This window comes from Faecalicatena sp. Marseille-Q4148, from assembly GCA_018228665.1.
Lineage (GTDB): Bacteria > Bacillota > Clostridia > Lachnospirales > Lachnospiraceae > UBA9414.
This window is the reverse complement of record CP073692.1, coordinates 2,756,677-2,775,267: the sequence shown is the minus strand read 5'-3', so window position 1 is coordinate 2,775,267 and position 18,591 is coordinate 2,756,677. Positions and strand designations below refer to the sequence as shown.

The following is an 18,591-nucleotide window of genomic DNA, read 5'->3' as shown; positions in this document are numbered from 1 at the left end:
TTTAAACCTTATGGCCTATTTAGAATATAACTCGACGATTAACATTTCGTCAACCGGTACATCAATTGCTTCACGGTGTGGAAGTTCTTTTACTGCACCTTTTAAGTTTTCAGCATCAACATCTAACCATTCCGGAACTAATCTTCCGCCTGTTACTTCCAGGATGTCTTTGTATCTCTGAGAACCTTTGCATTTTTCTTTGATTTCAATTGTATCTCCGGCTTTTACAAGGTAAGACGGGATGTTTACCTGTTTTCCGTTAACTAAAACGTGTTTGTGGTCAACGATCTGACGAGCTTCACGTCTTGTTCTTGCAAATCCAAGACGGAATACAACGTTATCTAATCTTGACTCAAGAAGAACCATAAGGTTTTCACCAGTCATACCACTCATGCGCTGAGCTTTCTTGAAGTAGTTACGGAAAGGTTTTTCTAATACGCCGTAGATGAATTTCGCTTTCTGTTTCTCGCGTAACTGGAGACCATACTCGCTCATTTTTCTATTTGCTCTTTTTAACTGTCTGTTAGATTTTTTATCAATTCCTAAGTAGATTGGGTCCATTCCTAATGAACGGCATCTTTTAAGAACCGGAACTCTATTTACTGCCATGTTCTTCTATCCTCCTAAAATTAGACTCTTCTGCGTTTTGGTGGACGGCAACCATTATGTGGTACCGGAGTTACATCTTTGATACTTGTTACATCAATACCGCATGCCTGTAATGCACGGATTGCTGCTTCTCTTCCTGAACCCGGTCCTTTTACCATAACGTCTACTGATTTCAGACCATGAACTAATGCTGCTTTAGCTGCTGTTTCAGCTGCCATCTGTGCAGCATATGGAGTAGATTTCCTTGAACCTCTAAATCCAAGACCACCGGCACTTGCCCATGATAAAGCATTTCCCTGTGCATCTGTCAATGTAACGATTGTATTATTGAAAGATGACTGGATATGTGCCTGTCCGCGTTCAACGTTTTTCTTGACACGTTTTTTTGTCACTTTTTTTGTAACTTTTTTAGCCATTTAAACTAACCTACACTTTCCTATATGATATAATTTCTTCGTTTCTAAATCTTTAAGCTGCATCATGCAGCCCGTCCAAACCGAATGCAGTTGCTTTATTATTTTTTCTTGTTAGCAACAGTTCTCTTCGGACCTTTTCTTGTTCTGGCATTTGTTTTTGTCTTCTGTCCACGAACAGGAAGTCCTTTTCTATGACGGATACCTCTGTAGCATCCAATCTCCTGTAATCTCTTGATGTTTAAAGCGATTTCTCTACGAAGATCACCTTCTACCATCTGTGTTTCATCGATTACAGCACTGATTTTCTTAACTTCATCATCTGTTAAGTCTCTTACACGAGTATCTGGATTTACACCAGCCTCTGTTAAAATACGGTTCGCACTTACTCTTCCGATTCCATAAATATAAGTAAGTCCGATTTCTACACGTTTGTCTCTTGGTAAGTCTACACCAGCAATACGAGCCATTGTAAAATTCCTCCATTTTGAATTCTGTCAGTCCGCTCACACAGCTCCTTGTCGCCAAAGCCTGAAATGTGTGTGTGATGACTGCTCTTATTAATATTGTCTCAAATTGGGGAGTAAGAAAAATTTTTCACTCCCAGCCGCGCGACCGCGCAGCCTTTCCGGCCACCTTACGGTAATGACGAGCCGGTATTATAAGCAATATACCAGGGATCGAATATGGTATGTGACACCCGATCCTTACACCAATGTGCCTGTAGAAGACTCTGGTGCGTCCTTGTATATTTTAATAGCAGTTCCACACGACCGTGTGTGTCATCTGCTACAGCCGCCTAATGAAAATGTTGCACTCTTTTTTTAAGTGCGGGATACAAACATAGTCAATAATTAACCCTGACGCTGTTTGTGCTTAGGATTCTCACAGATTACTCTGATGCTTCCTTTTCTCTTGATGATTTTGCATTTTTCGCAAATCGGTTTAACTGATGATCTAACCTTCACGTCAAATCCTCCTTTCCCTAAGTGCCTGCCTACATTTCAATAACTTGCGAAGAAAACTCCGCAAGCGTACGCTAATTATTATAGCACCTTTATCCCTGAAAAGTCAATAGTTTTATTTATCTCTCCAGATAATTCTTCCTTTTGACAAATCATACGGAGACAGCTCCAATGTTACTTTATCTCCAGGTAAGATTTTAATAAAGTTCATACGGAGTTTCCCACTGATATGAGCCAGCACCTGATGTCCGTTCTCAAGTTCTACTCTGAACATTGCGCTTGGCAGTTTTTCAATTACAACTCCTTCAATTTCAATCACGTCACTCTTTGACATACTCTTCCTCCTTGTGTCCGGTCTTACGTTCCTGAACATAATCTTTTATTATTTTTTTGATTTTTACATTGTCTGCTTCGGATATCTCATAATATCTGCAAATAGGCTGAACATGTATCTTTCGCTTCTTTTTCGGCTTATCGATCATTCTATGTACGCCGTCAACGACATAAATATATGCGCCCTCTTCTTTCCATATGAGATATATCTGATCTTTATCATGTCCCGCTTTTGATTTTACAAGCATTCCCGTTCTCATGTCAATCATATTTTATCCTCTTTTGGCAAAGTAAGGAACACCGGATCACCGGACTTATTTGTGATTGGCATCCCTATTCACCTAAAATTCTTTTGATATCATCAAATACAGCTTCAAGGTTCTGTGTTCCATCGATCGTTTTCAGAATGCCTTCTTCAGCATAATAGTCGATCAGAGGTTTTGTCTGTTCATGATACACCCCAAGACGTTTTGTTACCGTCTCTGGCTTATCATCATCGCGAAGTACGAGCTCGCTGCCGCATACATCACAGATTCCTTCTGTTTTTGGCGCTGCATAAACAACATGATATGTAGCCCCACAGGAGATGCAGGCTCTTCTTCCTGCCATACGTTTTACGATATTCTCATCCGGAACATCTACATTAAGTGCATAGTCTAAATGTTCTCCCAATCCACTCAGCGCTTTGTCGAGAGCTTCTGCCTGTGGGATTGTTCTTGGAAAACCATCGAGCACATAACCATTTTTGCAGTCATCATGCTCAACACGATCGATTACAAGATTTACTGTCAGTTCATCCGGAACAAGAAGTCCCTGATCCATGTAAGTCTTGGCCTGTTTTCCGAGCTCTGTTCCCTCTTTAATATTCGCGCGGAAAATGTCACCTGTAGAAATATGAGGAATCTGATATTTCTCTGATATTTTTTTTGCCTGAGTTCCTTTACCAGCTCCAGGAGCACCTAACATAATTATTTTCATAAAAAATCTCCTTATAGCGTTTTAACCCGCGAGATTTCTCTGAATAATTTCCAAGAAAAACCCGCGAGCTAAATATTAATTGTTCAAAAATCCTTTATAGTTACGCACAAGCATCTGTGATTCAATTTGTTTAATTGTCTCCAGAACGACACCTACAATAATGATGAGTGAAGTACCGCCAAATGAAACACTGGCATTAAACACACCATTAAAGAAAAATGGTACGATCTGAACAAGAATCAGTCCGCATACACCGATAAAGATAATCTTGTTTAAAATCTTTGTCAGGTAATCGACTGTTGGTTTACCCGGACGGATACCCGGAATAAATCCACCGCTCTTTTTCATATTATTTGCGATTTCTAATGGATTAAATGTAATAGAAGTATAGAAATATGCAAAAAATACAGTTAAAAGGATGTAAACCAGAAGTCCCCAGGAATATTTCAGCTGATCCGGATTACACCAGTTCTCGGAATTAAGTCCGCGTAAAATCTCACTTCCGATACCTGTTCCATTACCCTTTCCTAAGAAAGATGCAATGATAATCGGTGTCTGCATCAGTGATGATGCGAAAATAACCGGAATAACACCAGCTGTATTAACTTTCAGCGGAATATTTGAGGAACGACCGCCAAAGCTTTTTCTTCCCTGAATCTTCTGAGAATACTGAACCGCGATTCTTCTTTCCCCATCCTGTAAAATAATAACAAATACAACAAGGAAAATAATAATCGCAAGAATGATCACACCTGCAAGTCCAGCTTTTGCAAGGCTTTTGCCTTTCATAAACTGTTCATACAATCTTGTGAGATCACTTGGAACACGAGAAAGAATATTAATCAGCAACACGATTGAAATACCATTGCCGACACCCTTTTCTGTGATCCGCTCACCAATCCACATCAAGAATGCGGAACCGGCTGTTAAAGCAATTACAACAACTGCAGCATTTACAAAATTATATTCTACCAGAAGTCCCTGACGTCCAAATCCAACAGCCATTGCAGTAGACTGGATCAGCGCAAGAACAACCGTCACATAACGGGTAATTGTTGCAATCTTCTTTCTTCCGTCAGCGCCCTCTTTCTGCATTTCTTCAAGTTTTGGAATTGCAATTGTGAGCAGCTGCATAATGATAGAAGAAGTGATATACGGTGTAATGCTTAACGCAAATACAGACATTCTCTCAAAAGAACCACCGGTGAAGGCGTTAAAGAAATTAAACGCTTCACCAGTCTGGTTTGCAAAGAAGTTCTGAATGTAAGTTGGATCTACTCCCGGAGTCGGAAGCTGTGATCCGATTCGCACTACGATCAACATTAAAAATGTATAGATGATTTTCTTACGAATATCCTCAATTTGAAATGCTTTTCGGAATGTCTTAAGCATTAGATCACCTCTGCTTTTCCACCAAGTCCTTCAATTTTAGCTTTTGCGCCTTCACTGAATGCATTAACCTGTACTGTAAGTTTTTTAGTTAATTCACCGTTGCCAAGAATCTTCACACCATCTCTTGGGTTTTTAACAATTCCTGCCTCGATCAATGTATCTACAGTTACTACTGCATCATTTTCGAATACCTCTAATGCGCTAACATTGATACCTACGATTGTCTTAGAGTTTCTGCAAGTGAAACCTCTCTTTGGCAATCTTCTGTATAACGGCATCTGACCACCTTCAAAGCCTGGTCTCGGTGCTCCTGAACGAGCTTTCTGACCTTTATGACCTTTACCTGCAGTCTTACCGTTTCCTGAACCGTGTCCACGGCCTCTTCTGAAATTATCGTTCTGTTTTGAACCATCAGCTGGTCTTAAGTTTGATAAGTCCATTGTGACACCTCCTTATCTATTATTATACCTCTTCAACTTTTACAAGATATTCAACCTGTTTTACCATACCTCTTGTTGCGGCGTTATCTGGTAAAATAACAGTTTTGTTAAGTTTCTTTAAACCTAAAGCTTCTACTGTTCTTTTGTGCTTCGGTACAGCACCGATAGTAGATTTCACTAATGTTACTTTTAAATTTGCCATTTTATGCTCTCCTTCCTTAGCCTAAAATCTCTTCTACAGATTTGCCACGAAGTTTAGCAACTGCTTCCGGAGTTTTTACCTGGCTTAAACCAGCAATCGTAGCAAGAACTACGTTCTGTTTGTTGTTTGAACCAAGAGATTTTGTACGGATGTTCTTAATTCCAGCCATCTCGATTACCGCACGCGCAGGACCACCTGCGATAACTCCAGTACCTTCCGGTGCTTTCTTCAGTAACACGGAAGCGCTTCCGAATTTACCATATAAGTCATGTGTAATACTTTCGTTTTCATCTAAAGCAACAGTCACTAATTTTTTCATAGCGTCTTCTTTTCCTTTGCGGATAGCTTCCGGAATTTCTGTTGCTTTTCCTAAACCTGCACCAACATGGCCATTTCCATCACCAACAACTACTAAAGCTGTGAATCTGAAGTTACGACCACCTTTAACAACTTTGGTTACACGTTTAATTGATACTACTTTTTCTGTTAATTCTAATGAACTAGCATCAATACGATTCTGTCTCATGTGTCTTTCCTCCTAGAATTTTAATCCAGCTTCTCTAGCTGCGTCTGCTAATGCTTTTACTTTACCGTGGTAAATGAATCCGCCTCTGTCAAATACGACTTCTTCAATACCTTTTTCGATTGCTTTTTTAGCGATAACTGTTCCAAGGTATGCTGCTGCTTCAACATTGTTTGTTTTCTCAAGCTCAGCTTTCACATCTTTCTGAAGAGTGGAAGCAGAAACCAGAGTGTTTCCTACTGTATCGTCAATGATCTGAGCATACATATGATTATTGCTTCTGAACACAGCTAAACGCGGTCTCTCAGCAGTTCCGCTGAAACGATTACGTAATTTTCTATGTTTATTTACACGAACTTCTGTTCTTGATTTTTTACTAACCATTTTCGCACTCTCCTTAATTATTTCTTACCAGTCTTACCAACTTTACGTCTGATAACTTCATCAGCATATTTAATACCTTTTCCTTTGTACGGTTCAGGTCTTCTCTTATCTCTGATTTCAGCTGCGTACTGTCCAACTTTTTCTTTATCGATACCTTTAACTGTGATTTTGTTCTGTCCTTCAACAACACTTTCAATGCCTTCCGGATCGATCATTTCAACTGGATGAGAGTATCCGAGGTTCAGTGTTAATTTATTTCCTGATTTAGATGCTCTGTAACCTACACCGTTTACTTCAAGAACTTTTTCGTAACCGTTTGTTACACCAACAACCATGTTATTGATCAGAGTTCTTGTTAAACCATGTAAAGATTTCATTTTCTTTAAATCGTTTGGTCTTGTTACAACGATTGCATCGTCTTCTTTTTTGATTTCCATTTCAACTGGAAGCTCTCTTACAAGAGTTCCTTTAGGACCTGTTACAGTCACTTTGTTATTCTCAGCGATTTCAACAGTTACACCTGCTGGAATAGCTACCGGCAGTCTTCCTATACGTGACATTGCCTTTACCTCCTACTTAAATTCTCGGAACGGATATGATATCCGCTCTGTTTTCAGTTACTACCAAATAAAGCAAAGAACTTCTCCGCCTACACCTTTTGCTCTGGCTTCTTTATCTGTGATCACACCCTGGTTTGTAGAGATGATAGCTGTTCCAAGTCCACCAAGAACTCTCGGAAGCTCATCTTTACCAGCGTATACACGAAGACCTGGTTTTGAGATTCTCTTCAGTCCAGAAATAACTTTTTCGTTTTTATCTGCACCGTATTTTAATGTGATATGGATTGTTTTGAACACTCCATCTTCAATAAGGTCATATTTTGTAATATATCCTTCGTCTAAAAGAATATTTGCAATAGCAAGTTTCATTTTTGATGCCGGAACATCTACTGTATCATGTTTTGCAGTATTTGCGTTACGGATTCTTGTAAGCATATCTGCGATTGGATCACTCATAGTCATTTGAAGTTGCCTCCTTAAAAATATTATTGATTTGTTTCTTTTATAAACATCCTTCAGATGCCGCCCTGGCCGAAAAGCCCGGCGGCGCTGCTACGGATATCCTACTGCCTACCAGCTGGCTTTTCTTACGCCCGGGATTTCTCCCTTGTATGCTAATTCACGGAAGCAAACTCTGCAAATTCCGTATTTTCTTAAATATGCATGTGGACGACCACAAATTCTGCAGCGGTTGTATTCTCTAGTAGAGAATTTCTGTTTGCGCTGCTGTTTTAATTTCATTGCTGTCTTTGCCATGAATTTCCCTCCTTAATTATTTCGCAAATGGCATGTTAAACTGTCTTAAAAGTTCACGAGCTTCTTCGTCAGTTTTTGCTGTTGTAACAAAAATTACGTCCATACCTCTCACTTTATCTACTTTATCGTATTCGATTTCAGGGAAAATCAGCTGTTCTTTGATTCCAAGAGCATAGTTACCTCTTCCATCAAATGCGTTCGGGTTAACACCGCGGAAGTCACGTACACGAGGTAATGCAAGGTTCACTAAACGATCAACGAACTCATACATTTTTTCTCCTCTTAAAGTAACTTTACATCCGATCGGCATACCTTCTCTGATTTTGAAGTTCGCTACGGAATTCTTAGCTCTTGTAACGACAGCTTTCTGTCCGGAAATTTTTTCCATATCAGCGATAGCTGCGTCTAAAAGCTTAGCATTGTCTTTTGCTTCACCTACACCCATGTTGATAACAACTTTATCGAGTTTCGGCACTTCCATGATATTTTTATATCCAAATTTCTTGATCATTGCATCAATGATCTCGTTCTGATACTGTTCTTTCAGTCTACTCAACGCCCTGTACCTCCTTCCTAAAATTAATCAATTACTTCGCCTGTTGATTTTGCAAAACGAACTTTTTTGTCTCCATCCATTTTGAAACCTACTCTTGTAGCTGTTCCTTTGTGAATGTACATTACGTTTGAAATATCAATCGGGCCTTCCTGATGAATGATTCCGCCGTTCTGATTAGCAGCACTTGGTTTTGTGTGCTTTGTCAGCATGTTGATTCCTTCAACAAGCACTGTGCGGTTTTTAGGATTTACGGAAATAACTTTTCCTTCTTTGTCTTTATCTTTTCCGGCGATTACTTTAACTAAATCACCTTTTTTAATTTTCATAGTTGACATCCTCGGCACCTCCCTATAATACTTCCGGAGCCAGAGATACGATCTTCATGAACTGTTTCTCACGAAGTTCTCTTGCTACTGGTCCAAAAATACGAGTTCCTCTTGGGTTTTTGTCATCTTTAATAATTACAGCTGCGTTTTCATCGAAACGGATGTAAGAACCATCTTTACGACGTGTGCTCTTTACTGTACGAACAACAACAGCTTTCACTACATCACCTTTTTTAACAACGCCGCCTGGTGTTGCATCTTTAACAGAAGCAACGATAACGTCGCCGATATTAGCATATCTTCTAGTAGAGCCACCTAATACGCGGATGCAAAGAAGTTCTTTTGCTCCTGTATTGTCTGCTACTTTCAGTCTACTTTCTTGCTGAATCATTGCAGGTAAACCTCCTTCAATTATTTAACTTTTTCCATAACTTCGACAAGTCTCCATCTCTTATCTTTTGATAACGGTCTTGTCTCCATAACTTTTACTTTATCACCAATGTTGCATTCGTTGTTCTCATCATGTGCTTTTAATTTGTATGTTCTCTTCACGATTTTGTTGTAAAGAGGATGTTTTACATGGTTCTCAACTGCAACTACGATTGTTTTATCCATCTTGTTGCTGATAACCTTACCAACACGAGTTTTTCTAAGGTTTCTTTCCACAACTGTCACTCCTTTCCGGACTTGTTCAATAATTATTTACCAGCGTTTTCAGTGATTGCTGTCTGAATTCTGGCAATATTTCTTCTAACTTCTTTGATTCTGCTTGTGTTATCTAACTGATTTGTTGCGTTCTGGAATCTTAAGTTGAAAAGTTCCTTTTTAGCAGCTACTAATTCTTCATTTAATTCTGCAGCTGATTTTGTCTTTAAATCTTCTACAAATGTCTTAATTTTCACTGTTATCACCGCCTTCTAAGTCTGCGCGAGAAACTATTTTACATTTACAAGGTAACTTGTGTGTTGCAAGACGAAGAGCTTCTCTAGCTACTTCTTCCGGAACTCCTGAAATCTCGAACATTACACGGCCCGGTTTTACAACAGCTACCCAGTATTCTAATGTTCCTTTACCGGAACCCATACGAGTCTCAGCTGGTTTTGTAGTTACTGGTTTATCTGGGAATATTTTGATCCAAACTTTACCACCACGTTTGATGTAACGTGTCATAGCGATACGGGCAGCTTCGATCTGGTTTGAACGAATCCAGCATGGCTCCGTTGCAACGATACCATATTCACCATTTGAAATCGTATTTCCTCTTAAGGCTTTACCTTTCATAGAGCCACGGAACTGTTTACGACGTTTTACTCTTTTTGGCATTAACATTATTTATCGCTCCCTTCCTTAGTTGCCTTTGTTGGAAGAACTTCGCCTTTGTAGATCCAAACTTTCACACCTACTTTTCCGTAAGTTGTGTCAGCTTCTGCGAAGCCATAATCAATATCTGCTCTTAATGTCTGAAGCGGAATTGTTCCTTCGCTGTAGAACTCTGTACGAGCCATATCAGCTCCGCCAAGACGTCCGGAAACTGCTGTTTTAACACCAAGTGCTCCGGCTTTCATTGTTCTTGACATACAAGATTTCATAGCACGTCTGAAAGAGATACGGTTCTCTAACTGTAATGCAATGTTCTCAGCTACTAACTGAGCATCTTTGTCTGGTCTCTTGATTTCTTTAATATCAACAATAAGTTTTTTATCTGTAAATTTCTGAAGTTCTGCTTTTACTTTCTCAATCTCAGAACCGCCTTTACCAATTACTACACCTGGTTTAGCTGTGTAGATAATGATTTTTACACGGTCAGAAGCTCTTTCGATTTCGATTTTAGAAACTCCAGCACTGTATAATTTCTTCTTAAGAAATGTTCTGATCTTGTGGTCCTCTACTAAGCAGTCTGCAAAATCAGCTTCTGCATACCATTTAGAGTCCCAGTCTTTAATAACACCGACTCTTAAGCCATGAGGATTAACTTTCTGTCCCATGATTGCCCTCCTTATCTTTCATTCAGCACAAGTGTAATGTGGCTCATTCTCTTTTCGATTCTGTAAGCTCTGCCCTGTGCTCTCGGTCTGATTCTCTTCATTGTTGGTCCTTTATTTGCATAGCATTCTTCAATATAAAGGTTCTCAGCGTTCATACCGTTATTGTTTTCAGCATTAGCGATTGCTGATTCTAATAATTTCTTTATAATACTTGAAGCATATCTTGGGTTGTATGTTAAAATACCAAGTGCTGTTGTTACATCCTTACCTCTGATGGCATCCAATACGAAACATGCTTTCTGAACAGATACTCTTGCGTAAGATAACTTAGCTGATGGTCTGTTGTCTTTCTGAGCATTTCTCTCTCTCTTGATTTGGGATCTATGTCCTTTAGCCATGGATGAAACCTCCTTTCGAATACGTTATCTATTATCTAACTCTTGATTTCTTTTCGTCTTTTCCGTGTCCTCTATATGTTCTTGTAGCAACGAACTCTCCGAGTTTGTGGCCTACCATATCTTCTGTAACATATACCGGAACGTGTTTTCTTCCGTCGTGAACAGCGATTGTGTGTCCAACGAATGAAGGGAAGATTGTTGAACGACGTGACCATGTCTTAATAACTGATTTATCACCTGCAGCGTTCATAGCATCTACTTTTTTCAGTAAGCTTGCATCTGCAAATGGTCCTTTCTTCAGTGAACGAGCCATTAGGTTTTACCTCCTTGAAATGAATTATTTAATACCTTTTCCGTCTCTTCTTCTTACGATTAATTTGTTAGAAGATTTGTTTTTCTTTCTTGTCTTGAGACCAAGTGCAGGTTTGCCCCAAGGTGTACATGGACCCGGACGGCCGATTCCACATTTACCTTCACCACCACCGTGCGGATGGTCATTAGGGTTCATAACAGAACCACGAACTGTTGGGCGGATACCCATGTGACGTTTACGTCCTGCTTTACCTACGTTGATCAGGTTGTGCTCGCCGTTACCAACTACACCGATAGATGCGCGGCATACAAGCGGAACCATTCTCATTTCACCAGATGGTAATCTAAGTGTTGCGTATTTTCCTTCTTTAGCCATTAACTGAGCGCTGTTTCCAGCTGAACGAACAAGCTGTCCGCCTCGTCCCGGATAAAGCTCAATGTTATGGATCTGTGTACCAACCGGGATTTCAGAAAGCGGCAGGCAGTTTCCTACTCTAACTTCTGCTTCCGGTCCGTTCATAACTTTCATACCGTCTGTTAATCCCTGTGGAGCTAAGATGTATGCTTTTTCTCCATCAGCGTAGCAGATCAGTGCGATGTTAGCTGTTCTGTTTGGATCGTATTCGATTCCGATTACTGTAGCCGGAATTCCGTCTTTATTTCTCTTGAAATCGATTACTCTGTATTTTCTCTTTTCTCCGCCTCCGCGGTGTCTTACTGTGATTTTACCCTGTGCATTACGACCAGCTGTTTTCTTCAGAGAAACTACCAATGATTTCTCTGGAGTTGTCTTTGTGATTTCTGCGAAATCAGAGCTTGTCATATGTCTTCTGGAAGGTGTGTAAGGGCTATATGTTTTAATTCCCATTACTGTCTCTCCTTTCAACTCCTAATTATTCGTTTCACGGATTTGCACCGTATATAGTTTCAATTCTGTTCGCGACTGCTTCTTACAGTCCTTCGAAGATCTCGATATCTGCGCTGTCAGCTGTTAACTGAACGATCGCTTTCTTTGTTTTAGCTGTTTTTCCAACTGTCATTCCACGTCTTTTGGATTTTCCATCCATATTCATTGTGTGAACACTTGCAACTTTTGTTCCTGCGAACATTTTTTCAACAGCTTCTTTTACCTGATTTTTTGTTGCTTCTGTGTGTACTAAGAAAGTATATTTCTTTTCACCCATAAGCTCCATGCTCTTCTCAGTGATAACTGGTTTGAGGATTACGTCATAATATTTAATGTTTGCCATTATGCATACACCTCCTCGATTTTTTCAACAGCTGCCTTTGTAGCGATAACTGTGTTATATTTTAAGATGTCATATACATTAATTGTATTTGTATGTGCTGTCTTCACATCTGCGATATTTCTTGCAGAGATTTCAGCATTTTTGTTTCCATCTTCAAGAACTACTAAAGCTTTGTTTACTTTTAAGTTGTTCAGCATATTCTGGAAATTCTTTGTTTTGATTTCAGCGAAGTTCATCTCATCAACTACGATGAATTTCTGTTCTGCAACTCTTGATGTAAGAGCAGATTTCAGAGCAGCTCTCTTCTCTTTTTTGTTTAATTTGAAAGAGTAGTCTCTTGGTGTTGGAGCAAATACAACTCCACCGCCTGTCCACTGTGGAGATCTTGTTGAACCCTGTCTTGCATGACCTGTTCCTTTCTGTCTCCATGGTTTTCTTCCGCCTCCGGAAACTTCAGAACGTGTTTTAGCTTTCTGTGTTCCCTGACGTTTATTTGCAAGCTGGCTTACAACTGCCATGTGCACTAAGTGTTCGTTTACTTCAACACCGAATACTGCATCATTTAAGTCGATTGTTCCAACTTCTTTACCTTCGATATTGTAAACAGCTACGTTTGCCATTTATGTGTTCCTCCTTTCCTGATGAAACCTATTTAGATTTCACAGATTCCTTAATTGTCACTAATGATTTTTTCGGTCCCGGTACTGAACCCTTAACTAAGATAAGGTTGTTCTCTGCATCTACTCTCACTACTTCAAGATTCTGAACTGTGATTTTTTTGCTTCCCATATGTCCTGGCATCTTTTTGCCTTTGAACACTTTACTCGGATCAGATGCAGCGCCGTTGGAACCTGCGTGACGGTGGAATTTAGAACCGTGAGCCATAGGTCCTCTGTGCTGATTATGTCTCTTAATAGCACCCTGGAATCCTTTACCTTTTGAAATAGCTGTTGCATCAATCTTATCGCCTGCTGCGAAGATATCTGCTTTGATTTCCTGGCCAAGTGCATATTCTTCAGCGTTTTCAAACTTGAACTCGCGAACGAATTTCTTTCCAGCAACACCAGCTTTTTCAAAATGTCCTTTTTCAGCTTTTGTTACACCGTGTCTGTGCACGATTTCTTTCTTACCGTTCTTGTCTGTGTTTACGATTCTGTCTTTTTTGTCAACGAATCCGACCTGAACAGCTTTGTAACCGTCGTTGTCTTCTGTCTTAACCTGTGTTACTACACATGGTCCAGCCTGAAGTACAGTTACCGGAGTTAAAACTCCATGCTCGTTGAAGATTTGAGTCATTCCGACTTTTGTAGCTAAGATAGCTTTCTTCATTATTCTTACCTCCTGTGATTTACAGCGGAACACTTTATGTGTTCATCCTAAATTTTAGGATTGATACTGTCTTATTTGTTTTTCATTTTGATGTCGATATATACACCAGCCGGCATTTCTAATCTTGATAATGCATCAACAGTTTTCTGTGTTGGTGTGATGATATCGATCAGTCTTTTATGAGTTCTCTGTTCGAACTGTTCTCTGGAATCTTTGTATTTGTGAGTTGCTCTTAAGATTGTAACAACTTCTTTCTTTGTCGGTAACGGCACCGGTCCGCTCACCTGTGATCCATTCTTTTTAACAGTTTCGATGATTTTTTTAGCAGATGCATCAACTAACTGATGATCATATGCTTTTAATGTGATTCTCATTACTTGACTTGCCATAAAAAAAGTCGCCTCCTTTTCGTACTTTCAAACTCAGTACGACAAGCGGTGACTGTACACTCTCCCGTGTGTGTCCTCTTATACCCACACGTTGTTACCATATTTCAATGGCCGTTATGAATTCGTACAGTGACTTGTCGCCAGTTTCCTAACTTGACATTCGCTCCACGGAAAACCTGCCATGCGGTATTGCCTTCCATCCCACAGGCAGCAACCTCACGCTTCAACGCTATCATGTCACAGCTTTTTCATTATATAAGATGATCCGTCAGATTTCAAGTATTTTTTATAATATTTTTACAAATTATTGCACTTTTTCCAAAACATTGAATTCTAACGTTTTTTCTACATTTCTTTTGTGCATTATTGCCGAATCTGGATTTGTATCCGCTCACTCCATGCCGTCTTTCCGGCTTTTCTTTATTCTTCTTCGCCATCCTCTTTTTTATTGCTTACCGCAGTAAGAAGTTCCAATGTAATCGCAACTGCCGCAATCATAACAATGATTACCTTTGCATATAATGCCCATTCTGCCCCAAGATATCTTTCAGATAGTCCCATTCCAATCATCGCTAACAACACTGTAATTACTACTTTTATGATTCTGGCCATATTTCCTCCTTATACTTTCCATTTTATAATCATTCTCTTCCTTATATAATAAAGAAGATTCCCATACCATCCTTCAATGATTCCATCCATGCAGTTATTTACACATTTTCCTCATTTTCAGTTTCAGCATCGCTGCAGCCTTTCTTGCATCCAATGTATTTACGCTATTTTCACCAAGCACACATGTTTCTACCCCTGATGGATTCTTATTAATATCAACAATCGCATCCAGATTATCGCTCTCCACAACAAACTGTCCGGCTGTTCCGCAAAAATCCAGTCCCGCAACTGCAATCCCCCGTTTTGCAAGCTGGTCTACTGTATTCACATAATCTACATCGCTATTTCCCCAGCCGTCTGATGAAATAATCACACCATCTGCCCGCATCGCTTCTGCCCATACAGCTGCCCGTGTCCCCACAAGCATTTTATCTGCATTGCCATCCGGTGTTCCCACAAGCATAATTCCCATCAGATCCAATTCTTCATCTGCAGACACAATTTCAAGCAGCGGATCATGAAAGTGATGACGTGATGTTTCCTTTGTCGATGGTCCAATTCCCATAACTAATTCCTCCTACTGCATTGATCTAATAATTCCATCCCGGTATTCGTTCGGCGTCACAATGACCGGCATATTTCCCATATCAATAATCGAGCGGCCGCCTTCCACTCCAGACGGTTCCTTCGCAAATAAATGTGTATCGTACATTGCTCCCTGACCTGCCACCTGTTTGATAATAAGTACCCGTTTTTTACCTGTCCGTACAATATCGTGATATTCGTGGCGCTCTGTGCAGCGGTTTCCATTAAACATTTTCATCTGATCGCGCAGCTGCTGCAAAAGCATATCACAAACACGGTGGGCAGCTGTCACTCCGGAACGCTCCTGCCCCTGTCCCGCTTCAAACGTTACATCGACAGAGATAATATAATCCGACACTTCCGGCGTCCCCGCCCGACCAAACTTTACCTGTTCTTTTAAGATTCCCTCAGAAGAGCCAAATTCTGCCGTCTGTATCCCGTTAACATCTACCCCTGTCAAAATTGCACATACTCCCGTTAATGTATGGGTAATTCCTTCTCCGATTTCTCCGAGTACCTTTGTTGAAATCGGTATCACATCCATAATCGTATTCGTAAAGCGCTCATGATCATATGGCGGAATCAACTCAATCTTTACCGAATGAATCGCCGGCTCTTTTTCCACAATTTCATTTAACGAATACGGATCGATCTTCATCCATCCATCAACGCTGACTTCATTCTTTTCCCCCACAGTTACTTCTTCTATATGAAACGTCTTAATCACAAGACGCCGCAGATCTTTTGTTTCACTCATGTTCATCACCTTTATCAACTATTCTCATCTGCAAACTGCATACACAATTAGTATACACTCCATTTCTCACCTTGTCATTGCTTTTCTAAAAAACTTTATCCTTCGCCGCCGTCAGACACCACTTTACATTAGCGGTGCAAACGGCAGGAAAATACTCTCTAAGATCCGTTCTTTTCTGTCTCGCCCCCGGAACGCATCCCAAGTGTAAAAATCACACTCAGAAATATCATGATCATAAATCTTATTATATCGCTGTACAAGCTGATTTTCATAAAAGACACCACAGACTTCATCATCCACCATCAAACTTCGGATATCCATATTTACCGAGCCTACACAGCACAGTTCATCATCAATAATCATCGTCTTCGCATGGATATATCCCCTGTATTTATAAACTTTTGTTCCATATTCAAGCAATTGACCGCTATAATAATTTGTAACCGGATCCAAGAAGAAGCTTGCCTTAATCCCCGGAATCATTAACTCAATCTCCACCCCGGAAGCTGCCGCCGTCTTTAACGCATCCAGAATCGAAGCATCCGGAATAAAATATGGAGATTGAATTCGAATACGCTTCTTTGCACTTCGTATTATACTCAAATAGCACATCTTAACCGCTTCCTTATCTGTGTCTACGCCACCCGCAATAAATTGACAATAAGATGTTGTCATTTCATATGATTCCTGCTTCATCTCTTTCAGGTAGTGAATCGTATCTTCCCAGTCACAGCGCTTAATCGAGCAGAGCCAGTCTTTTAAAAAATATGTATTCAAAATCGATGTGCATGCTCCCTCCAGGCGAATCTGTGTATCCCTCCACGGGTTTTTCACGCGATCCATATTTGCGTACTGTTTTCCGATATTCATTCCTCCAATATACGAAATTTTCTGATCGATCGAGACAATCTTTCTATGACTTCTATAATGGGTAAAATATGGTTTCACACGCACAACTTTTCCTCCGGCATCTTCAAGCGGCCGGAACATCTTCTTAGGTGTGGAAAGGTTCGCAATAAAATCACACATTACCCATACTTCCACTCCCTCACTTGCTTTTTTTGTCAAAACTTCCACAAGTTTCTCTCCGATCATATCGTGATGGATTGTATAAAATTCAATAAAAATACACGTTTTGGCCTGTTCCAGATCTTTAAAAAGCTGGGTATAATGGGCTTTTCCACTCGTATAAAATTCTGCATTTTGACAGCAAGTCAGTTCACTTGCGTTATACACTGTATTAAATCGGATTACCTGCAGATCAGATTCCGACAAATGCCCTTCTTCCAGCGAAACCGGCGACAATAACTCTACATTATCCGGCTGCATCTGAAGTTTCTTCCTGCGTATAAATGCAGTTAACTTGATTGCAACTGTGCTTCCGAATATCAGATATAAAATTGTCCCAAAATATGGCAGACAAATCATAATCACTACCCATAGCAACGCTTCTGTCGGATGTTTTCGTTCTACAAAAACCACCATCAGAATAAGTGAAATATAAATGATCAACAACATCATGTGTAACATTTTCATCACCGTCCTAACTTCATTATATGTAATATAATATGACTTAGGAACAGACAGTGGTCAAGTACTTATTCACAAAGATTCTATAAACTTTACTCCGGGATGCTCTCCCTCACACACAACGCCCCAAAACCCACATATGGATTGGGATATTCTTCAAACTCCGGCAGCGCTCTGGCTCCTTTTCTCAAATACGCTTTTACTTTCTCTCCATACAGATATGGATCATTTCCTCTTATGATTCCCCATTCCATCATCAATGCCGCTGCTCCGGTCACAAAAGGCGTCGCGAAAGAAGTTCCTGTCATCTCAACATAGCCTCCCCCAACTCTTGTCGTCCGCACATTAACTCCGGGCGCCGCAAGATCCGGCTTAATCTGATTTGTAATTCTTGTATACCCCCGCCCGGAAAAATCAGCATAGGAAAATGTCCTGCTGTCATAAGCCCCTACGGTTACCACGTTTGCTGCCGCAGAAGGAATCGTCAAAGTCGTTTTCGCTGTAGGATACAAAAAACCGGTTCCTCTGTTTAATACCTGCTGCCCCGGCATCCACATTTCATATGCTCCCCTCACAATGCTGACAGGCGTTAATACAATCCCCCAAATTCCACTATCGATATAATCCGTCTCCGGCAAAAACGAAATATAAACTTCCTGTGCAGTGCTATACGGATTTGGCTCTCCATAATACAGTAAAATTTCTGTTCGTTCTATTTTAAACCGCTGCGGTCCCAGCACTTGTTTTATCGGTCCTACCCGAATCCCTGATGGCGCAATAATCGAAATTTCCATTTCATCCTCGTATTCCTTCCAAATCTGAATACTCAGTTCCGGCTGCCGATCCTGTACTGCAAATTCTACTATTTCCTCTTCTTCTGCCGTTAAAACTCCAGACGTATGACCGGCGCCGGCCGCCTCATTGCCTGCCCCTACACAAATAACTGTTTTCCATATATTCGCAAGAGAATCAATAAATCGTTCTGCCAAAGTCGTTCCATCATGTGT

At 40.3% G+C, this 18,591-nt stretch carries 34 protein-coding genes; all 34 read right to left on the bottom strand.

Translation table 11 applies throughout. The features are described from left to right. Nucleotides 1-15 precede the first annotated feature (15 nt). The 34 genes from rpsD to KFE17_13255 all read right to left on the bottom strand — a co-directional run bounded on the left by rpsD (nucleotide 16) and on the right by KFE17_13255 (nucleotide 18,573). Nucleotides 16-609 carry a 30S ribosomal protein S4 gene (gene rpsD / locus KFE17_13420; GenBank protein ID QUO31807.1) on the bottom strand — a complete coding sequence of 198 codons (594 nt, stop codon included), beginning with the start codon at nucleotides 607-609 and terminating at the stop codon, nucleotides 16-18. Between the two features lie 20 nt (nucleotides 610-629). After that, on the bottom strand, nucleotides 630-1,025 hold the full coding sequence (gene rpsK / locus KFE17_13415) for a 30S ribosomal protein S11 (GenBank protein QUO31806.1): 396 nt from the start codon (nucleotides 1,023-1,025) through the stop codon (nucleotides 630-632). A 98-nt stretch (nucleotides 1,026-1,123) separates the two neighbouring features. Further along, complete coding sequence (gene rpsM, locus KFE17_13410; protein ID QUO31805.1) at nucleotides 1,124-1,492, bottom strand: 30S ribosomal protein S13; 369 nt, start codon at nucleotides 1,490-1,492, stop codon at nucleotides 1,124-1,126. 384 nt (nucleotides 1,493-1,876) lie between these two features. Then, on the bottom strand, nucleotides 1,877-1,990 hold the full coding sequence (gene rpmJ, locus KFE17_13405; GenBank protein ID QUO31804.1) for a 50S ribosomal protein L36: 114 nt from the start codon (nucleotides 1,988-1,990) through the stop codon (nucleotides 1,877-1,879). Nucleotides 1,991-2,102: 112 nt separating this feature from the next. Then, nucleotides 2,103-2,321 (bottom strand): translation initiation factor IF-1, encoded by a 219-nt coding sequence (infA, locus tag KFE17_13400; protein QUO31803.1) that lies wholly within the window; start codon nucleotides 2,319-2,321, stop codon nucleotides 2,103-2,105. Further along, nucleotides 2,308-2,589: a KOW domain-containing RNA-binding protein gene (locus tag KFE17_13395; GenBank protein ID QUO31802.1), complete on the bottom strand. Its 282-nt coding sequence runs from the start codon at nucleotides 2,587-2,589 to the stop codon at nucleotides 2,308-2,310. Before KFE17_13395 ends, infA begins: the two co-directional genes overlap by 14 nt. 64 nt (nucleotides 2,590-2,653) lie before the next feature. After that, entirely contained in the window at nucleotides 2,654-3,298 is a 645-nt protein-coding gene (locus KFE17_13390; protein QUO31801.1) for an adenylate kinase, read from the bottom strand. A gap of 75 nt (nucleotides 3,299-3,373) precedes the next feature. After that, nucleotides 3,374-4,690, bottom strand: a complete 1,317-nt coding sequence (secY, locus tag KFE17_13385) for a preprotein translocase subunit SecY (protein QUO31800.1) — start codon at nucleotides 4,688-4,690, stop codon at nucleotides 3,374-3,376. Then, a complete protein-coding gene (gene rplO, locus KFE17_13380; GenBank protein QUO31799.1) occupies nucleotides 4,690-5,130 on the bottom strand; it encodes a 50S ribosomal protein L15 in 441 nt (146 codons plus the stop codon). Before rplO ends, secY begins: the two co-directional genes overlap by 1 nt. A gap of 22 nt (nucleotides 5,131-5,152) precedes the next feature. Then, the gene (rpmD, locus tag KFE17_13375; protein QUO31798.1) at nucleotides 5,153-5,332 is read right to left on the bottom strand and encodes a 50S ribosomal protein L30; all 180 of its coding nucleotides are present in this window, start codon (nucleotides 5,330-5,332) and stop codon (nucleotides 5,153-5,155) included. Between the two features lie 16 nt (nucleotides 5,333-5,348). Beyond that, nucleotides 5,349-5,858: a 30S ribosomal protein S5 gene (gene rpsE / locus KFE17_13370; GenBank protein ID QUO31797.1), complete on the bottom strand. Its 510-nt coding sequence runs from the start codon at nucleotides 5,856-5,858 to the stop codon at nucleotides 5,349-5,351. Between the two features lie 12 nt (nucleotides 5,859-5,870). Then, complete coding sequence (gene rplR / locus KFE17_13365) at nucleotides 5,871-6,239, bottom strand: 50S ribosomal protein L18 (GenBank protein ID QUO31796.1); 369 nt, start codon at nucleotides 6,237-6,239, stop codon at nucleotides 5,871-5,873. 17 nt (nucleotides 6,240-6,256) lie between these two features. Continuing rightward, a complete protein-coding gene (rplF, locus tag KFE17_13360; GenBank protein QUO31795.1) occupies nucleotides 6,257-6,799 on the bottom strand; it encodes a 50S ribosomal protein L6 in 543 nt (180 codons plus the stop codon). Between the two features lie 60 nt (nucleotides 6,800-6,859). After that, a complete protein-coding gene (gene rpsH / locus KFE17_13355; GenBank protein QUO31794.1) occupies nucleotides 6,860-7,261 on the bottom strand; it encodes a 30S ribosomal protein S8 in 402 nt (133 codons plus the stop codon). A gap of 108 nt (nucleotides 7,262-7,369) precedes the next feature. Then, nucleotides 7,370-7,555, bottom strand: a complete 186-nt coding sequence (locus KFE17_13350) for a type Z 30S ribosomal protein S14 (GenBank protein QUO31793.1) — start codon at nucleotides 7,553-7,555, stop codon at nucleotides 7,370-7,372. Between the two features lie 16 nt (nucleotides 7,556-7,571). Further along, on the bottom strand, nucleotides 7,572-8,111 hold the full coding sequence (rplE, locus tag KFE17_13345) for a 50S ribosomal protein L5 (protein QUO31792.1): 540 nt from the start codon (nucleotides 8,109-8,111) through the stop codon (nucleotides 7,572-7,574). A 23-nt stretch (nucleotides 8,112-8,134) separates the two neighbouring features. After that, nucleotides 8,135-8,446: a 50S ribosomal protein L24 gene (gene rplX / locus KFE17_13340; protein ID QUO31791.1), complete on the bottom strand. Its 312-nt coding sequence runs from the start codon at nucleotides 8,444-8,446 to the stop codon at nucleotides 8,135-8,137. Between the two features lie 13 nt (nucleotides 8,447-8,459). Then, entirely contained in the window at nucleotides 8,460-8,828 is a 369-nt protein-coding gene (gene rplN / locus KFE17_13335; protein ID QUO31790.1) for a 50S ribosomal protein L14, read from the bottom strand. A 20-nt stretch (nucleotides 8,829-8,848) separates the two neighbouring features. Next, the gene (rpsQ, locus tag KFE17_13330) at nucleotides 8,849-9,103 is read right to left on the bottom strand and encodes a 30S ribosomal protein S17 (protein ID QUO31789.1); all 255 of its coding nucleotides are present in this window, start codon (nucleotides 9,101-9,103) and stop codon (nucleotides 8,849-8,851) included. Between the two features lie 32 nt (nucleotides 9,104-9,135). Then, on the bottom strand, nucleotides 9,136-9,333 hold the full coding sequence (gene rpmC, locus KFE17_13325) for a 50S ribosomal protein L29 (protein ID QUO33720.1): 198 nt from the start codon (nucleotides 9,331-9,333) through the stop codon (nucleotides 9,136-9,138). Next, nucleotides 9,329-9,766, bottom strand: a complete 438-nt coding sequence (rplP, locus tag KFE17_13320; GenBank protein ID QUO31788.1) for a 50S ribosomal protein L16 — start codon at nucleotides 9,764-9,766, stop codon at nucleotides 9,329-9,331. Before rplP ends, rpmC begins: the two co-directional genes overlap by 5 nt. Then, entirely contained in the window at nucleotides 9,766-10,422 is a 657-nt protein-coding gene (rpsC, locus tag KFE17_13315) for a 30S ribosomal protein S3 (protein QUO31787.1), read from the bottom strand. Before rpsC ends, rplP begins: the two co-directional genes overlap by 1 nt. Before the next feature lie 11 nt (nucleotides 10,423-10,433). Next, nucleotides 10,434-10,820, bottom strand: a complete 387-nt coding sequence (gene rplV, locus KFE17_13310; GenBank protein QUO31786.1) for a 50S ribosomal protein L22 — start codon at nucleotides 10,818-10,820, stop codon at nucleotides 10,434-10,436. A gap of 31 nt (nucleotides 10,821-10,851) precedes the next feature. Then, nucleotides 10,852-11,133, bottom strand: a complete 282-nt coding sequence (rpsS, locus tag KFE17_13305; protein ID QUO31785.1) for a 30S ribosomal protein S19 — start codon at nucleotides 11,131-11,133, stop codon at nucleotides 10,852-10,854. A gap of 24 nt (nucleotides 11,134-11,157) precedes the next feature. After that, nucleotides 11,158-12,000, bottom strand: coding sequence for a 50S ribosomal protein L2 (rplB, locus tag KFE17_13300; GenBank protein QUO31784.1), 843 nt, complete (start codon nucleotides 11,998-12,000; stop codon nucleotides 11,158-11,160). A gap of 82 nt (nucleotides 12,001-12,082) precedes the next feature. Beyond that, complete coding sequence (gene rplW / locus KFE17_13295) at nucleotides 12,083-12,382, bottom strand: 50S ribosomal protein L23 (protein QUO31783.1); 300 nt, start codon at nucleotides 12,380-12,382, stop codon at nucleotides 12,083-12,085. After that, nucleotides 12,382-13,002 (bottom strand): 50S ribosomal protein L4, encoded by a 621-nt coding sequence (rplD, locus tag KFE17_13290; protein QUO31782.1) that lies wholly within the window; start codon nucleotides 13,000-13,002, stop codon nucleotides 12,382-12,384. Before rplD ends, rplW begins: the two co-directional genes overlap by 1 nt. A gap of 28 nt (nucleotides 13,003-13,030) precedes the next feature. Next, a complete protein-coding gene (gene rplC / locus KFE17_13285; protein QUO31781.1) occupies nucleotides 13,031-13,711 on the bottom strand; it encodes a 50S ribosomal protein L3 in 681 nt (226 codons plus the stop codon). A gap of 71 nt (nucleotides 13,712-13,782) precedes the next feature. Beyond that, nucleotides 13,783-14,100 carry a 30S ribosomal protein S10 gene (gene rpsJ, locus KFE17_13280; protein ID QUO31780.1) on the bottom strand — a complete coding sequence of 106 codons (318 nt, stop codon included), beginning with the start codon at nucleotides 14,098-14,100 and terminating at the stop codon, nucleotides 13,783-13,785. A 420-nt stretch (nucleotides 14,101-14,520) separates the two neighbouring features. After that, nucleotides 14,521-14,712, bottom strand: coding sequence for a hypothetical protein (locus KFE17_13275; GenBank protein QUO31779.1), 192 nt, complete (start codon nucleotides 14,710-14,712; stop codon nucleotides 14,521-14,523). A 94-nt stretch (nucleotides 14,713-14,806) separates the two neighbouring features. Further along, nucleotides 14,807-15,277 (bottom strand): proline reductase, encoded by a 471-nt coding sequence (locus tag KFE17_13270; GenBank protein ID QUO31778.1) that lies wholly within the window; start codon nucleotides 15,275-15,277, stop codon nucleotides 14,807-14,809. Between the two features lie 12 nt (nucleotides 15,278-15,289). After that, a complete protein-coding gene (gene prdD, locus KFE17_13265; protein ID QUO31777.1) occupies nucleotides 15,290-16,054 on the bottom strand; it encodes a proline reductase cluster protein PrdD in 765 nt (254 codons plus the stop codon). A gap of 123 nt (nucleotides 16,055-16,177) precedes the next feature. Next, nucleotides 16,178-17,584, bottom strand: a complete 1,407-nt coding sequence (gene cls, locus KFE17_13260) for a cardiolipin synthase (protein QUO31776.1) — start codon at nucleotides 17,582-17,584, stop codon at nucleotides 16,178-16,180. 92 nt (nucleotides 17,585-17,676) lie between these two features. Next, nucleotides 17,677-18,573, bottom strand: coding sequence for a S8 family peptidase (locus KFE17_13255; GenBank protein ID QUO31775.1), 897 nt, complete (start codon nucleotides 18,571-18,573; stop codon nucleotides 17,677-17,679). Between the last annotated feature and the right edge of the window lie 18 nt (nucleotides 18,574-18,591).

Bases quoted from the DNA above. Each gene is read 5' to 3' on its own strand.
- rpsD (QUO31807.1), bottom strand. From the start codon at position 609: ATGGCAGTAAATAGAGTTCCGGTTCTTAAAAGATGCCGTTCATTAGGA.
- rpsK (QUO31806.1), bottom strand. From the start codon at position 1,025: ATGGCTAAAAAAGTTACAAAAAAAGTGACAAAAAAACGTGTCAAGAAA.
- rpsM (QUO31805.1), bottom strand. From the start codon at position 1,492: ATGGCTCGTATTGCTGGTGTAGACTTACCAAGAGACAAACGTGTAGAA.
- infA (QUO31803.1), bottom strand. From the start codon at position 2,321: ATGTCAAAGAGTGACGTGATTGAAATTGAAGGAGTTGTAATTGAAAAA.
- KFE17_13395 (QUO31802.1), bottom strand. From the start codon at position 2,589: ATGATTGACATGAGAACGGGAATGCTTGTAAAATCAAAAGCGGGACAT.
- KFE17_13390 (QUO31801.1), bottom strand. From the start codon at position 3,298: ATGAAAATAATTATGTTAGGTGCTCCTGGAGCTGGTAAAGGAACTCAG.
- secY (QUO31800.1), bottom strand. From the start codon at position 4,690: ATGCTTAAGACATTCCGAAAAGCATTTCAAATTGAGGATATTCGTAAG.
- rplO (QUO31799.1), bottom strand. From the start codon at position 5,130: ATGGACTTATCAAACTTAAGACCAGCTGATGGTTCAAAACAGAACGAT.
- rpmD (QUO31798.1), bottom strand. From the start codon at position 5,332: ATGGCAAATTTAAAAGTAACATTAGTGAAATCTACTATCGGTGCTGTA.
- rpsE (QUO31797.1), bottom strand. From the start codon at position 5,858: ATGAGACAGAATCGTATTGATGCTAGTTCATTAGAATTAACAGAAAAA.
- rplR (QUO31796.1), bottom strand. From the start codon at position 6,239: ATGGTTAGTAAAAAATCAAGAACAGAAGTTCGTGTAAATAAACATAGA.
- rplF (QUO31795.1), bottom strand. From the start codon at position 6,799: ATGTCACGTATAGGAAGACTGCCGGTAGCTATTCCAGCAGGTGTAACT.
- rpsH (QUO31794.1), bottom strand. From the start codon at position 7,261: ATGACTATGAGTGATCCAATCGCAGATATGCTTACAAGAATCCGTAAC.
- KFE17_13350 (QUO31793.1), bottom strand. From the start codon at position 7,555: ATGGCAAAGACAGCAATGAAATTAAAACAGCAGCGCAAACAGAAATTC.
- rplX (QUO31791.1), bottom strand. From the start codon at position 8,446: ATGTCAACTATGAAAATTAAAAAAGGTGATTTAGTTAAAGTAATCGCC.
- rplN (QUO31790.1), bottom strand. From the start codon at position 8,828: ATGATTCAGCAAGAAAGTAGACTGAAAGTAGCAGACAATACAGGAGCA.
- rplP (QUO31788.1), bottom strand. From the start codon at position 9,766: ATGTTAATGCCAAAAAGAGTAAAACGTCGTAAACAGTTCCGTGGCTCT.
- rpsC (QUO31787.1), bottom strand. From the start codon at position 10,422: ATGGGACAGAAAGTTAATCCTCATGGCTTAAGAGTCGGTGTTATTAAA.
- rplV (QUO31786.1), bottom strand. From the start codon at position 10,820: ATGGCTAAAGGACATAGATCCCAAATCAAGAGAGAGAGAAATGCTCAG.
- rpsS (QUO31785.1), bottom strand. From the start codon at position 11,133: ATGGCTCGTTCACTGAAGAAAGGACCATTTGCAGATGCAAGCTTACTG.
- rplB (QUO31784.1), bottom strand. From the start codon at position 12,000: ATGGGAATTAAAACATATAGCCCTTACACACCTTCCAGAAGACATATG.
- rplW (QUO31783.1), bottom strand. From the start codon at position 12,382: ATGGCAAACATTAAATATTATGACGTAATCCTCAAACCAGTTATCACT.
- rplD (QUO31782.1), bottom strand. From the start codon at position 13,002: ATGGCAAACGTAGCTGTTTACAATATCGAAGGTAAAGAAGTTGGAACA.
- rplC (QUO31781.1), bottom strand. From the start codon at position 13,711: ATGAAGAAAGCTATCTTAGCTACAAAAGTCGGAATGACTCAAATCTTC.
- rpsJ (QUO31780.1), bottom strand. From the start codon at position 14,100: ATGGCAAGTCAAGTAATGAGAATCACATTAAAAGCATATGATCATCAG.
- KFE17_13275 (QUO31779.1), bottom strand. From the start codon at position 14,712: ATGGCCAGAATCATAAAAGTAGTAATTACAGTGTTGTTAGCGATGATT.
- KFE17_13270 (QUO31778.1), bottom strand. From the start codon at position 15,277: ATGGGAATTGGACCATCGACAAAGGAAACATCACGTCATCACTTTCAT.
- prdD (QUO31777.1), bottom strand. From the start codon at position 16,054: ATGAGTGAAACAAAAGATCTGCGGCGTCTTGTGATTAAGACGTTTCAT.
- cls (QUO31776.1), bottom strand. From the start codon at position 17,584: ATGTTACACATGATGTTGTTGATCATTTATATTTCACTTATTCTGATG.